This window comes from Oryzomicrobium sp., from assembly GCF_021287045.1.
GTDB lineage: Bacteria > Pseudomonadota > Gammaproteobacteria > Burkholderiales > Rhodocyclaceae > Oryzomicrobium.
Genome location: NZ_JAJTBG010000003.1, coordinates 101,718 through 116,129 on the forward strand (window position 1 = coordinate 101,718; position 14,412 = coordinate 116,129).

Here is a 14,412-nt window from a genome sequence, read left to right on the forward strand (position 1 = left end):
TCAAGTTGTTGCAATGAACGGATGTCATCCCGGGAAGCCCGACGGGAAATCGGGTAGGAGCGTTACCCCACCCACTTGCGGGCGTTGCGGAACATGCGCATCCAGGGAGCGTCCTCGCCCAGACCGGCCGGCGCCCAGGACATCTGCACGGTGCGGAAGACCCGCTCCGGGTGCGGCATCATGATCGAGAAGCGGCCGTCCGCCGTGGTCACCCCGGTGATGCCGGCGGGCGAACCGTTGGGGTTGAGCGGGTAGGTCTCGGTGACCTGGCCGCGGCTGTCCACGTAGCGCATGGCGGTGAGCGCCTTGGCCTGGTCGCCGGCTTGCTCGAACACCGCCCGGCCTTCGCCGTGGGACACCACCACCGGGGCCACGGTGCCGGCCATGTCGGCGAAGAAGATCGAGGGGGATTCGGGGATTTCCACGGTGACGAAGCGGGCCTCGAACTGCTCCACCCGGTTGCGGTGAAACAGGGGCCAGTGCTCGGCGCCCGGGATCAGGCCCTTCAGCCCGCTCATCATCTGGCAGCCGTTGCACACGCCCAGGGCGAAGGTGTCGTCCCGGTGGAAGAAGGCGGCAAACTCGTCGCGGCAGCGCTCGTTGAACAGGATGGTCTTGGCCCAGCCTTGTCCCGCACCCAGCACGTCGCCGTAGGAGAAGCCGCCGCAGGCCGCCAGGCCCTTGAAGTCGGCCAGGTTGACGCGGCCGGCGACGATGTCGCTCATATGCACGTCCACCGCGGCAAAACCGGCGCGGTCGAAGGCCGCCGCCATTTCCACCTGACCGTTCACCCCCTGCTCGCGCAGGATGGCAATCTGGGGCCGGGCGCCGGTGGCGATGTACGGCGCCGCCACGTCCTCGCTCGGGTCGAAGGGCAGCTTGACGAACAGGCCGGTGTCTTCCTTGTCCAGAATGCGGTCGTATTCGGACTGGGCGCATTCCGGGTTGTCGCGCAGGCTTTGCAGGCGGTAGCTGGTCTCGGACCAGGCCCGGTGCAGGTCCACCCGGTTTTCCGAGAAGATCGGCTTGGCGTTGCGCACCACCCGGACCTGGTCCCGGTCGTTGGGGTAGCCGATCAGCATGTAGCACTGGCCCAGGCCGGCCTCGCGCAGGCGGGCGGTGACCGTTTCCCGGTCGGCGCGACGAATCTGGACCACGGCGCCCAGCTCTTCGGCGAACAGGGCGCGCACCTGCATTTCCATGGAGCGGCCGTCCATCAGCTGGGGCTTGCGCTCGTTGCCGTCCACGTCGTGCATGAGCGGATCATAGGCCAGCAGGTCGGTGTTCAGCGTCACACCGCAATGGGAGGCGAAGGCCATCTCCGCCACGGTGGCGAACAGGCCGCCGTCGCCGCGGTCGTGGTAGGCCAACAGCAGGCCGTCCCGGCTGAGGGCCTGGATGGTGTTGAAGAAGGTCAGCAGCAGCTGGGGGTCATCCACGTCCGGAGCGTCGCTGGCGGTGGCGTTGTACACCTGGGCCAGGGCCGAACCGCCCAGGCGGTTCTTGCCGGCGGACAGGTCGAGCAGCAGCAGTTCGGTTTCGCCCTGGTCGAGTTTGAGTTGGGGCGTCAGGGTACGGCGCACGTCGTCCACCCGGGCGAAGGCGGTGACGATCAGGGACAAGGGGGATACCACCTGTTTCTTCTCGCCCTGGTCTTCCCAGGCGGTGCGCATGGACAGGGAATCCTTGCCCACCGGAATCGACACGCCCACCGACTGGCACAACTCGGAGACGGCCTGGACGGTATCGAACAGGCGGGCGTCCTCGCCGGCCACGCCGCAGGCGGCCATCCAGTTGGCGGACAGCTTGACCCGCTTCAGCTCGCCCACGTCGGCGGCGGCCAGGTTGGTCAGGGCCTCGCCGATGGCCATGCGGCCCGAGGCGGGAGCGTCGAGCACCGCCACCGGGGTGCGCTCGCCCATGGCGAAGGCTTCGCCGGCGTAACCCTGGAAACTCATCAGGGTGACGGCCACGTCGGCCACCGGCACCTGCCAGGGGCCGACCATCTGGTCCCGGGCGGTCAGGCCGCCCACGGTGCGGTCGCCGATGGAGATGAGGAAGGTCTTGTCGGCCACCGCCGGCAGGCGCAGCACCCGGTAGGCGGCGTCCTTGAGGTCGATGGCGGTGGGATCGAAAGGCGTAGCGGCTGCCTCGGCGTGGGCCACGTCCCGGGTCATACGCGGCGGCTTGCCGAGCAGCGCCTCCATGTCCATGTCCACCGGATTGTTGCCGAAGTGGCTATCCACCACCTTCAGCTGGCCGTCGCCGGTGGCCTCGCCGACCACGGCGTAGGGGCAACGCTCGCGCTCGCACAGGGCGGCGAAGTCGGCCAGACGCTGCGGCGGGATCGCCAGCACGTAGCGTTCCTGGGATTCGTTGCTCCAGATTTCCGCCGGGCTCATGCCCGGTTCCTCGATCTGCACCTTGCGCAGCTGGAAGGTGGCGCCGACGCCGCCGGAATGGGCCAGTTCGGGGAAAGCGTTGGACAGGCCGCCGGCGCCCACGTCGTGGATCGACAGGATCGGGTTGTTACCGCCCATCTGCCAGCAGCGGTCGATGACCTCCTGGGCGCGGCGCTGGATTTCCGGGTTGCCGCGCTGTACCGAGGCGAAGTCCAGGTCTTCGGTGTTGGCGCCGGCGCTCATCGAGCTGGCGGCGCCGCCGCCCAGGCCGATCAGCATGCCCGGCCCGCCCAGCTGGACGAACAGGGTGCCCACCGGGAAGGTCTCGGCCTTGAACGACTGCTCGGCCTGGATGCTGCCCAGGCCGCCGGCGATCATGATCGGCTTGTGGTAGCCCTTGACCTCGCCGCCGACCTTCTCTTCGTAGGTGCGGAAATAACCGGTCAGGTTGGGGCGGCCGAATTCGTTGTTGAAGGCGGCGGCGCCGATCGGGCCCTCGATCATGATGTCCAGGGCGCTGGCGATGCGGCCGGGGCGGCCATAGGCGCTGGTGGCCGCTTCCCAGGGCTGTTCAGCGCCGGGGATGTTCAGGTTGGACACGGTGAAACCGCACAGACCGGCCTTGGGCTTGGAGCCCCGGCCGGTGGCCCCCTCGTCGCGGATTTCCCCGCCGGAGCCGGTAGCGGCGCCGGGGAAGGGGGAAATGGCGGTGGGGTGGTTGTGGGTCTCGACCTTGGTCAGGATGTGGGTCGTTTCCTCTGAATAGGCGTAGGCGCCACCTTCCCGGGGATAGAAGCGGGGAATGGTGGCCCCCTCGATGATCGAGGCGTTGTCGGCGTAGGCCATCACCGTGCCTTCCGGCGCGGCCTTGTGGGTGGCCTTGATCATGCCGAACAGGGTCTCGTCCCGCTGTTCGCCGTCGATCACCCAGGCGGCGTTGAAGATCTTGTGCCGGCAGTGTTCCGAGTTGGCCTGGGCGAACATCATCAGTTCAACGTCGGTCGGGTTGCGCCCGGCCTTGGTGAAGATGTCGAGCAGGTAGTCGATCTCGTCCTCGGACAGGGCCAGGCCCAGGCTGCCGTTGGCCGCCACCAGGGCGGGCCGGCCGCCGGCCAGCACGTCCACCGTAGCCAGGGGCTTGGGCGCCACGTGGGCGAACAGGGCGGCCACATGGTCGAAGCCGTCTAGCACCGATTCGGTCATGCGGTCGTGCAACAGGGCCACCACCTGCTGGCGGGTGGCGGCATCCAGGTTGCCCCGGGCGCTGACCCGATAGGCGATGCCGCGCTCGATGCGCTTCACCCCGGCGATGCCGGTGTTGCGGGCGATGTCGGTGGCCTTTGACGACCAGGGGGAGATGGTGCCGATGCGCGGCGTGACCAGGATCAGTTCCCGCTCCGGCAGCTCGTCCGCCGCCACCTCGCCGAGCAACTGGGCCAAGCGTCCACGGCCATCGTCGGCCAGGGGCCCTTCCAGTTCGACGAAATGCCAGAAGTCGGCGGCGAGGCCGGTGACGGCCGGCACCGAAGCGGCCAGGCGGTCCTTGAGGCGTTGCAGGCGGAAAGCGGAGAAGGCGGGGGCACCGCGCAGGAGGAGAAGGTCGGCCATCGGAGATGTCACTGAAAGGCGGCGAGGCGCCGCCGGCCGGGGAAAAACGGGGGCCGGGCGGACGCCACAGGGGCAAAAACCGGATTATACCGGAGGAACGGGCCCCTCTCGGCCCCAGGCGCCCTCTTCCGCCGCTTCCGTTGCCGTACCCGTCGCGCTTTCACCGCCGCTTCCTGCACTCCCGCCACTGCCATCGCCCTTCCATGCTTCCGGCGACGGCGGCGGCGCATCAGTCCTACCGCGTTTTCTCCCGCTGCGGGAAAAGCAGCACGCCGTCGGACAGGGCCACCCGGTTGCGTCCGGCGAACACCGCCGCCCCCAGGGCCACCTTGGCCCGGCGCAACAGGGCCTGACCATCCCGGTCACGGTGCTGGAAATGGGTGACGCCGACGCTCACGGTAAAGCGCAGATCTCCCAGGTCGCTAGGCAGGCAGAGACGGGCCGCCCCTTCGCAGATGCGGGTCGCCGGCGTACTCGCGCCGTCCGAATCGACCCCCGGCAGCAAGGCGGCGAACTCGCATTCCCCCAAGCGCCCCACCAGGTCGCTATCGCGCAATTCCTGCCGCACCAGGGCCGCAAGCCGCACCAGCAGCCGGTCGGCCATGTCCTCGCCATAGGCGTCGGCCAGGCGGTTGAAAAAATCCACTTGGAGGCAGATCGCCGCCACTGGCTGCTCATAACGGCGAAAGCGGCCGTACTCCCGCTCCACCGCCTCGGCAAAACGGCTGCGGCCAGCCACACCGGTAAGCAGATCCATGCCCCCCGCTTCCCGCAGCCGCCCGGCCAGTTCGCGGTACAGGTGCTGCTGACGCAATAGCGCCGTCACGAGCAACGCCAGGGAAGCGGCCGCCAGCAGCAGGGTCGCCGCCAGCACGGCATGCGCCGCGCCGGGCACCAACCCATCGCCGCCGGCCAGCAGTCCGGCCAGAAGAGCCAGGGCCGCTACGCCCAGCCCCAGGGCCACGGCGCCCCGGCGGCGCAGCCAGGGCGGCAACGCGGCGAAAGGCTCGACCCAGGCCAGGGCGCCGGCCAACCAAGACGGCACCCAGCCGGGCCGCCGCCCTGCCCTGCCTTGCCCGCTTTCGCCCAGGGCCATCGCCCCCGGGCCCGGATGCCCATTCCCCATGACCGCGCTCCCGCCCCCTACTCGGGGCCTTGGGCATTGGAACTCCCAAGCGCGACAAAATTCATTTCGGATGCAACACGCGGCAACGTCCGGCACTGCCGGCGTCCATCGATCCCAGCGCGGCCCCTCACTCCAGCCCGGCGGCATCCTGGGCTGCCGACTGCCGCCAGTCCCGCGGCGTCATGCCATAGGCTTCGCGGAAGCGGCGGCCGAAGTGGGTCAGGTCGTTGAATCCCCAGTGGAAGGCGATTTCCGTGATGCTGCGCAAGGCCAGGGATGGGGAAGCCAGATCGCGGCGGCACCGCTCCAGGCGCCGGCCGAGCAGCCAGCGGGAAAAACTGAGCCCCCGCTCCTCGAAAAGCCGGTGCAGGTAGCGGGTGGAAATGCCGAAGCGGGCCGCCACCCTCTCCGGGGTCAGGCGGGGGTCGCCGAGGTGGGCCTCGACAAAGTCGTCGATGGCGGGAAGACGGGCCGCCTTCAGCGCATCCGTAACGCTCTCGCCAGAGTCCTCGTCGACGGCTTCGCAATTCCCGAGGGCCAGCGCCAGCAAATCCATGAAATGGCCGGACAGGGCATTTCCCTGCTCGGCGGGCAGGGGCGGATTCGGCGGGGCCATGCTGCGCAAAAAGCTGTCCAGCAGTCCGTTGAGGCGCTGCTGCCGGCCAAGCCGGGCGATCGAGGGCAGACGGGGCAGGCGCGACACCAGGCCGGCCCGGGGAAAGTTGATCCAGAGGCCCCGGTTGCCGTCGGACTGCCGGCAATCCCAGGGCGAGGCATTGTCCACCAGGAACATGTCGCCGCGACCGACGGAAAGGTCGCCCCCGTTATGACGGAAATGGAGACGCCCGCCCATTTGCAGCACCAGGGCGCACGTATCGTTGTCGCAGCGGGCGATCTGCGGCCGGCCCCGGGTGACGCGGGAAGCGCTGGTTCGATGCACGCCGAGCACGCTGTCGCCGAGCACACGCGTGCGCAGGGCCGTGTGGAACAGACTGGCCCCCTCGGCATCGACGTCGAGCATGCAGCCGGTCTGGCGCAGCACTTCGTCGCGCCAGAAGGCGAAGCGTTCGCTCTCGGGAAGATCGTCAGTCGTGAAGACGGATTCCATGGGATGGGTGCGCGGAAAGTCGTATCGGCCGTGCGCTGCCAGCCGAGACGGGGAGGGACAGGATACCCAGAATTCATGCCTTTGTCCTCCCAGGGAAAAGAACATGAACCGCACCTACCGGCTCGTCTGGAACGACCAGACCCAACGCTATGTCCCTGCCCCCGAAACCGCCCGCAGACGCGGCAAGGGCAACCATGGAAAAACGGCACTGGTGGCCGCCGCGCTGGCACTCACGCTCGGTATGGCGACACCGCTGGCACAGGCGCAGCAGGCGGCCGGCGGCGCGGGCGGAGGCAACGGAGGCGCCGGCGGCAGTGCCGGCATGAGCGGCGGCAGTTCCAGTGCGGGGGAAGCTGGAGGCGCGGCCGGAACTCCGGGTAAGCCGAACGGCGACAATGGTTTCTTGGGCAGCGGCGGCGGCGGCGGATATGAAGCCGTCGCAAACGGCGACGTCTCATCGCCGATGACGGGGGGCCAAGGCGGTATGGGTGGGGATTACTTCTTCATCAGCGGCACCGGCGGCGGCGGCGGTGGCGGCGCAGGCGTGGTGATGCAGGCCGCGGGCACTTCCGTGACGGCCGACGTGACGGGCGGCGCGGGCGGCGCGGGCGGCAGTGCCTCCCTCATGAGCGACGGCGGCGGCGGCGGCAACGGTGGCGGCGGCGGCAACGGCGGCGCGGGTGTGGCGATGCAGGCCACGGGTACGCTCGACGTGGCGGGTGAGGTAAAGGGCGGCGACGGCGGCGCGGGTGGGGGCGGTATGCCCCCCACCCCGGTCTCCGGCCCCGGAGGCGGTGGCAGCGGCGGCAACGGCGGCGCGGGCGTGGCGATGCAGGCTGCGGGCACCGTCAACGTGACAGGCAGCGTGACGGGCGGCGCCGGCGGGAACGGCGGTATGGGCTTCGACCTTGCCGGCGAACCGAGCTTCGCCCCATCCGGAACCGGCGGCGCCGGCATTCTCGGTGCGGCCGGTGGCGGCGTCACCATCGTCAATTCCGGGCATATCGAGGGCGGCATGGGAAACGGCGGCCGGGCCGACGCCATCTCGCTATTCGGCGACGGCAACCGGCTGGAAGTGCGGCAGGGCTCGACCATCGTCGGCAACGTCCAGGTGTCGTCCGTCCCAGCGGGCGGCGTCAACACGCTGGCCTTGGGCGGCGCAAACAATGACGCGTTCGACGTGTCGCAGATCGGCGACTCGGCCCAATATCGCGGCTTCAACGCCTTCGAGAAAACCGGCGCCAGCACCTGGACGCTGACCGGCAGCGGCAACCAGAACTGGTCGGTGGACAACGGCACGTTGAAGGGCGATACCGACAGCATCCAGGGAAACGTCACCTTCGCCAGCGGCCCGGGCAACCGCGGCCTCGTCTTCGACCAAACCTTCGACGGCAGCTACAGCGGCGTCATTTCCGGCGACGGCTCGCTGACCAAGACCGGCACGGGCACGGTGACGCTGACGGGCAATAACAGCGACGCCGGCAACAGCTACACCGGCGGCACCACGGTGAGCGGCGGTACCTTGAAGATCGAAGGCGCCGGCTTCAAGGTCAACCACGCCGACGCCGACCTGAGCGTTGGCGACGCCAGCCTCGTCATCGCCTCCGGCCGTGTCACAAACCGCAATGGCAGCATCGGCACCGACGCCGGCAGTAGCGGCAGCGCCACCGTGACGGGCCGCACTTCGTGGTGGACAAGCACAGGCAGCCTGAAGGTCGGGAATGAGGGCAATGGCACCTTGACGATCGAAGACGGCGGTTCCGTCGCCAGCGACAGCGGTGCCATCGGCCACGCTGCCGGCAGTACCGGCAGCGTCACCGTGACTGGCACAGAATCCCGCTGGATGAATAAGGGCGCCCTATACGTCGGCGATATGGGCAACGGCACGCTCACCATCGAGAACTATGGTCACGTGGCCGGCAACGCCGGCACGGATAGCGCCATCGGCGCAGGCCTGGGCAGCACCGGTGTCGTCACCGTGGCAAGCCGCGGCTACTGGAGAAACTATGGTAGCAATCTGCATATCGGCCTCGACGGTGCCGGCACGCTCAGGATCGAAAGCGGCGGCGGAGTCGAGAACAAGGACGGCATCATCGGTGACCAAGCCAGCGGTACAGGCGCCGTCACCGTGACGGGCAGCGGCTCCACCTGGACGAATGCTGATTACCTGTATATCGGCAGTTCCGGCAACGGCACGCTCAAGATCGAAAACGGTGGCAAGGTCCTCAACCAGGACGGCATCATCGGTAACCAAGCCAACGGTACAGGCGCCGTCACTGTGACGGGCAGCGGCTCTACCTGGACGAATACGGGCAACCTGTATGTCGGCAATTCCGGCAACGGCACGCTCAGGATCGAAAACGGCGGCAAGGTCCGCAACCAGGATGGCACCATCGGCGACCAAGCCGGCAGCACCGGCACCGGCGCCGTGACCGTGACAGGCAGCGGCTCCACCTGGACGAATACGGGCAATCTGTATGTCGGCAATTCCTCCGGCAACGGCGCGCTCACGATCGAAAACGGCGGCACGGTCAATAGCATCGATGGCACCATCGGGGCCAACCCGTCCAGTTCCGCTTCCGCCGTCGTTACCGTGGCGAGCGGAGGAACCTGGAACGTTAGCAGGCTGGTCCTCTGGGGCACAGGCACACTCAATATCGGTGCTTACGACCTTTCCGCGCCGACGACTGCAGGCGCGGTGATTGTGGACTACCCCATCACTGGTGTCGGCGGCGCGGTGAACTTCAACCAGACTGACGCCATCACCTTCTCCTCGCTCATCACGGGCAACATCGCCGTCAACCAGCGCGGCAGCGGCACGACGACGCTGACCGACAACAATTTCTACACGCAAGGCACCACTATCAGCGGCGGCACCTTGCAGCTCGGCAATGGCGGCACCTCGGGTTCGATCCAAGGGAACGTCGTCAACGACGGCACCCTCGCCTTCAACCGCAGCGATACGCTGACGTTCGCCGGTTCCATCTCAGGTTCCGGCGCCGTCCACCAGATCGGTTCCGGCACCACGATCCTCACCGGTACAAATACCTACACCGGCGGCACCACGATCAGCGGCGGCACCTTGCAGCTCGGCAACGGCGGCACCGTTGGCTCGATCACAGGAAACATCGCAGGAAACATCGTCAACAACGGCACCCTCGCCTTCAACCACAACGATGATCTCACGCTCGCCGGTTCGATCTCCGGCACGGGCGCCGTCCGCCAGATCCACGGCGCGACGATCCTGACCGGCTCCAACACTTATACCGGCGACACCACCATCATGAACGGCATACTGCAATTCGGTGACGGCATCTCGGCAGGTGGCGCCAACACGCTTGGCGGTCGGATCGACGTGGGGGGGCGCAGCGTGCTCGCCATCTACACGCCCGCAACCGTGACCGTTGCCAAAGACGTCGCATTCGCCGACGAAACCCAACTGGGAATCATCACCACTACGAACGGCCCGTCGCTGCGCGCCGAACGCCTTAGTCTCGGCACTGGCGTGTTTTTCAACCTCAGCGGCATCGACGACCTCAGCCAGCTCGACAAAGTAGTGATCGACACCGCCTCCGGCATCGCCGGCGATTTCGGCACCGTGACCATCGGCGGCGCCGCCGGAGCCGCGGACTACGTCACCCTCGCCACCCGGAAGTCGGCGGACGGCAAGCAGTATCTCGCCACCTATGGACTGACCTGGAACGCCGGCAGCCAGGCCCACGGCACCTTCACCCTGGCCAGCGCCAACGACCGCTTCACCGTGGGCGCGGCCCTCGCCGACCAGGCCGCCAGCGCAACCGGCTGGGACGGCAAATCCCTGACCAAGGCCGGCGCCGGCACCCTGATCCTGACCGGCGCCAACACCTACACCGGCGGCACCGCCATCACCGGCGGCACCTTGCAGATCGGCGATGGCGGCACCTCCGGCTCCATCGTGGGAGATGTGGCCAATAACGGCACCCTGGCCTTCAACCGCAGCGATGCGCTGACATTCGCTGGCTCCATTTCCGGCAGCGGTTCGCTGACCAAGTCTGGGGCGGGCACCCTGCTCCTCACCGGTGCCAACACCTACGCCGGCGGCACGACAGTCAAGGGCGGTACGCTGGAGATCGACGGCGGTAGCATCGACCACCAAACCAAAGATCTGATCGTGGGCGAGAGCAGCGGCGAGAATGCCGCCCTGGTCATCCGCAACGGCACGGTCAACGACTTCCTCGGCAGCATCGGCCAAGGCGCCGGCAGTACCGGCGCCGTCACCGTGACAGGCGCCAACGCCACCTGGACGAATGGGAAGGCCCTGTATGTCGGCAATTTTGGCAACGGCACACTCAGGATCGAAAGCGGCGGTGCGGTCAGCGGCGAGAGGGGCTACATAGGCATGTCCGTCGGCAGCGCCGGCGCCGTCACCGTGACGGGCGCCGGCTCCGCCTGGATGAATGCGGACAATCTGTATGTCGGTCATTTGGGCAACGGCACGCTCAGGATCGAAAACAGCGGCAAGGTCAATAACGCCACCGGCATCGTCGGCTACGCCCACGTCGCCAACGGTAGTGTCGTCGTGACAGGCAATGGTTCCACCTGGACGAACGGCGATCTGTATGTCGGCAGTCACGGCAACGGCACGCTCACCATCGAAAACAGCGGTACGGTCGGCAGCGCCGCCAGCTATATCGGCGCCACCAGCTATGTCGGCGCTGTCAGCACCGGCACCGGCCTCGTTACCGTGACGGGCAGCGGCTCTGCCTGGAATGCGCAGAACCTTACGGTCGGCCTCGAAGCGCACGGAACCCTCGTCATCGAGAAGGGGGGCAAGGTCGAAAGCAGCGGCGGCATCATCGGCGACCGCGTCAGCGGCACCGGCGCCGTCACCGTGACGGGTAGCGGTTCCACCTGGACGAATGCCGGCGAGCTGCTGGTGGGCAATGCGGGCAAGGGCACCCTGACGATCGAAAACGGCGGCACGGTCAGCAGCACCTGGGGTTTCCTCGGCGTCGACGCGTCCAGTTCCGCCGTCGTCACCGTGGCGAACGGCGGAACCTGGAAACTCGTGACGGGGGGCAGCCCCAGCAAGCTGGTTTTCGGCGCGGGCTCCAGCACCGGCACGCTCAACATCGGCGCTTACGACCTTTCCTCACCGACGACCGCAGGCACGGTGGCTGCGGACCGACTTGAAACCGGCACCGGCAGCGGCACGCTGAACTTCAACCAGACGGATGCCATCACCTTCTCCTCGCTCATCACGGGCAACATCGCCGTCAACCAGCGCGGCAGCGGCACGACGACGCTGACCAACGACAACACCTACACCGGCGGCACCACGATCGGCGGCGGCACCTTGCAGATCGGCAACGGTGGCACCGCGGGTTCGATCAAAGGGGACGTCGTCAACAACGGCGCCCTTGTCTTCAACCGCAGCGACGCGCTGACGTTCGCCGGCGCCATCTCCGGTAACGGCGCCGTCCACCAGGTCGGCGACGGCACGACAATCCTGACCGGCACCAATACCTACAGCGGCGGCACCACGATCAGCGGCGGCACCTTGCAGATCGGCAACGGCGGCCCTTGGGGATTACTCGCAGGGAACGTCGTCAACAACGGTACCCTCGCCTTCAACCGTGACGGCCTTTGGGTACTCGACGGGGCGATCTCCGGCACGGGCGCCGTCCGCCAGATCGGGGGAACAACGGTTCTGACCGGCAGCAACGCGTACACCGGCAACACGACGGTCGAGGCCGGCACGCTGCAATTTGGCGATGGCACCTCGGCAGGCAGCACCAACACCCTCGGCGGCCGGATCGACGTGATCGGCGGCGGGCTCGCCATCCGCACACCGGCGACCGTGAGCGTCGCCCAGGACGTCACCTTCGCCGACAACACCGCGCTGGCGATCACCACCACCGCGAGCGGCTCGTCGCTACACGCCAACCGCCTCAGCCTCGGCACCGGCGTCGCCTTCAACCTCAGCGGCATCGACGATGCCAACCAGCTCGACAAGGTGCTGATCGACACCGCCTCCGGCATCACCGGCGATTTCGGCACCGTGACCATCGGCGGCGCCGCCGGAACCGTGGATTACCTGTCCCTCGCCACCCGGAAGTCGGGCGACGGCAAGCAGTACCTCGCCACCTACAACCTGACCTGGAACGCAGGCAACCAGGCAGCCGGCACCTTCACCCTGGCCGGCGCCGGCGACCGCTTCACCTTGGGCGCGGCCCTCGGCAACCAGGATGCCAGCGGCGCCTGGGACGGCAAATCCCTGACCAAGGCCGGCGACGGCACCCTGGTCCTGACCGGCGCCAACACGTACACCGGTGGCACCGCCATCACCGGCGGCACCTTGCAGATCGGCAACGGCGGCACCGCCGGCTCCATCGTCGGCAACGTGGCGAACGGCGGCACCCTGGCGTTCAACCGCAGCGACATGCTGACGTTCGACGGCGAGATCTCGGGCAATGGCGCAATTCGGCAGACCGGTTCGGGCCGGACCAACCTGACCGGCGATTCCAGCGGCTTCACCGGATCGACCATGGTCGAAAAGGGCACCCTCTCCGTCAACGGCCAGCTCGGCGGGACATTGAACGTGCTGGCGGCGGGCCGCCTGCAAGGCAACGGCACGGTCGGTGACACCGTCGTCACCGGCACCGTCGCGCCGGGCAATTCCATCGGCACCCTCAACGTCGCCAGCGTCGACTTCAATCCCGGTTCGATCTACGAGGTCGAAGTGAACGCGGCCGGCCAGTCCGACAAGATCGTCGCCGCCGGCACGGCAACGATCAACGGCGGCACGGTGCGGGTGCTGGCGGGGGCCGGCGACTATGCCCCCTCCACTACCTACACGATCCTCACCGCCGCAGGCGGGCGCACCGGCACCTTCGATGGCGTGACGTCCAATTTCGCCTTTCTCACGCCCACGCTCAGCTACGACACCAACGACGTGACGCTGACCCTCACCCGCAACGCCACCGCCTTCGCCGCCATCGGCGCCACGCGCAACCAGGCTGCTGCGGGTAGCGGCGTCGAAAGCCTCGGGGCCGACAATGCGCTCGCCGCCGCGGTGGTGGGCTTTTCGGCCGACCAGGCGCGCGCCGCCTTCGACCTTCTGTCGGGCGAGGTCCATACGTCGGCAAAGTCGGCGCTGATCGAAAACGGCCGCCACGTGCAGAACGCCATGACCGACCGCCTGCGCGGCGCCTTCGACATTCTGGGAGCGCAAACCGCCGAGCCGATCAAGGTCGCGGCCCTGGGCGACGTGCCCGTGCTGCCCGCCGCCGTTCATGCCGGTCCGGTGCTCTGGACGCAAGGCTACGGTTCCTGGGGGCGCATCGATGGCGACGGCAATGCCGCACGGCTCAAGCACGACAGTCAGGGAATCTTCATCGGTACCGACAGCCCGGTGGGCGACTGGCGCTTCGGCGCCGTGGCCGGCATCGGCCGCACGGGTTTCGATACGAGCGACCGCCGCTCGAACGGCCACAGTGACAACTATCACCTCGGCCTGTACGGCGGCGCACAATGGGACGCCCTTTCCTTCCGCACCGGCGCGGCCTGGACCCGGCACGATCTTTCGACCTCGCGCACCGTGGCCATCCCCGGTTTCACGGACAACCTGAAGGCGGATTACCGTGCCCGCACGGTGCAGGTCTTCGGCGAACTCGGCTATCGGATGCGGGGCCGCCAGGCCGTGCTCGAACCTTTCGCCAACCTGGCCCACACGAACCTGCGCACGGACGGCTTCACCGAACGGGGTGGCGCGACGGCACTGCGGACCGGCGCGACGACCACCGATGCGACGTTCTCGACACTGGGGCTGCGCGCCGCAACCCAGGTCGCGCTCGGCACGAGCAGGGCCCGGCTGGCCGGCACCCTCGGCTGGCGCCATGCGTTCGGCGGCGCCACGCCGGAATCGACGCTGCGCTTCGCTTCCGGCGGCAACGACTTCGGCATTGCGGGAACGCCCATCGCCAGGAATAGCGCAGTGTTCGAAGCCGGGCTGGATTTCAGGCTCACGTCCAATGCAACGCTGGGAGCCTCTTATGTCGGCCAACTGGCGTCCGGCGCACGGGAACACGGCGTGAAGGTTGGCTTCAACATGGAGTTCTAATCGGGGCAGGCCGCGTTGGGGAGGCTCGGCAATGATCGCCCGCCCCGGCAACGGCACGGCCACCGCG

At 68.0% G+C, this 14,412-nt stretch carries 4 protein-coding genes; 1 reads left to right on the plus strand and 3 read right to left on the minus strand.

Translation table 11 applies throughout. The features are described 5' to 3' along the window. Positions 1 to 62: 62 nt before the first annotated feature. The 3 genes from purL to LWW89_RS04120 form a co-directional block, all read right to left on the minus strand. Entirely contained in the window at positions 63 to 4,010 is a 3,948-nt protein-coding gene (gene purL / locus LWW89_RS04110) for a phosphoribosylformylglycinamidine synthase (RefSeq protein ID WP_293261501.1), read from the minus strand. A 235-nt stretch (positions 4,011 to 4,245) separates the two neighbouring features. Beyond that, positions 4,246 to 5,055: a GGDEF domain-containing protein gene (locus LWW89_RS04115; protein ID WP_293261504.1), complete on the minus strand. Its 810-nt coding sequence runs from the start codon at positions 5,053 to 5,055 to the stop codon at positions 4,246 to 4,248. Positions 5,056 to 5,263: 208 nt separating this feature from the next. Further along, on the minus strand, positions 5,264 to 6,244 hold the full coding sequence (locus LWW89_RS04120; RefSeq protein WP_293261507.1) for a helix-turn-helix domain-containing protein: 981 nt from the start codon (positions 6,242 to 6,244) through the stop codon (positions 5,264 to 5,266). 103 nt (positions 6,245 to 6,347) lie between these two features. On the opposite strand from LWW89_RS04120, the gene LWW89_RS04125 reads away from it, so the two are divergent. After that, entirely contained in the window at positions 6,348 to 14,345 is a 7,998-nt protein-coding gene (locus tag LWW89_RS04125) for an autotransporter-associated beta strand repeat-containing protein (protein ID WP_293261510.1), read from the plus strand. Positions 14,346 to 14,412: the final 67 nt, after the last annotated feature.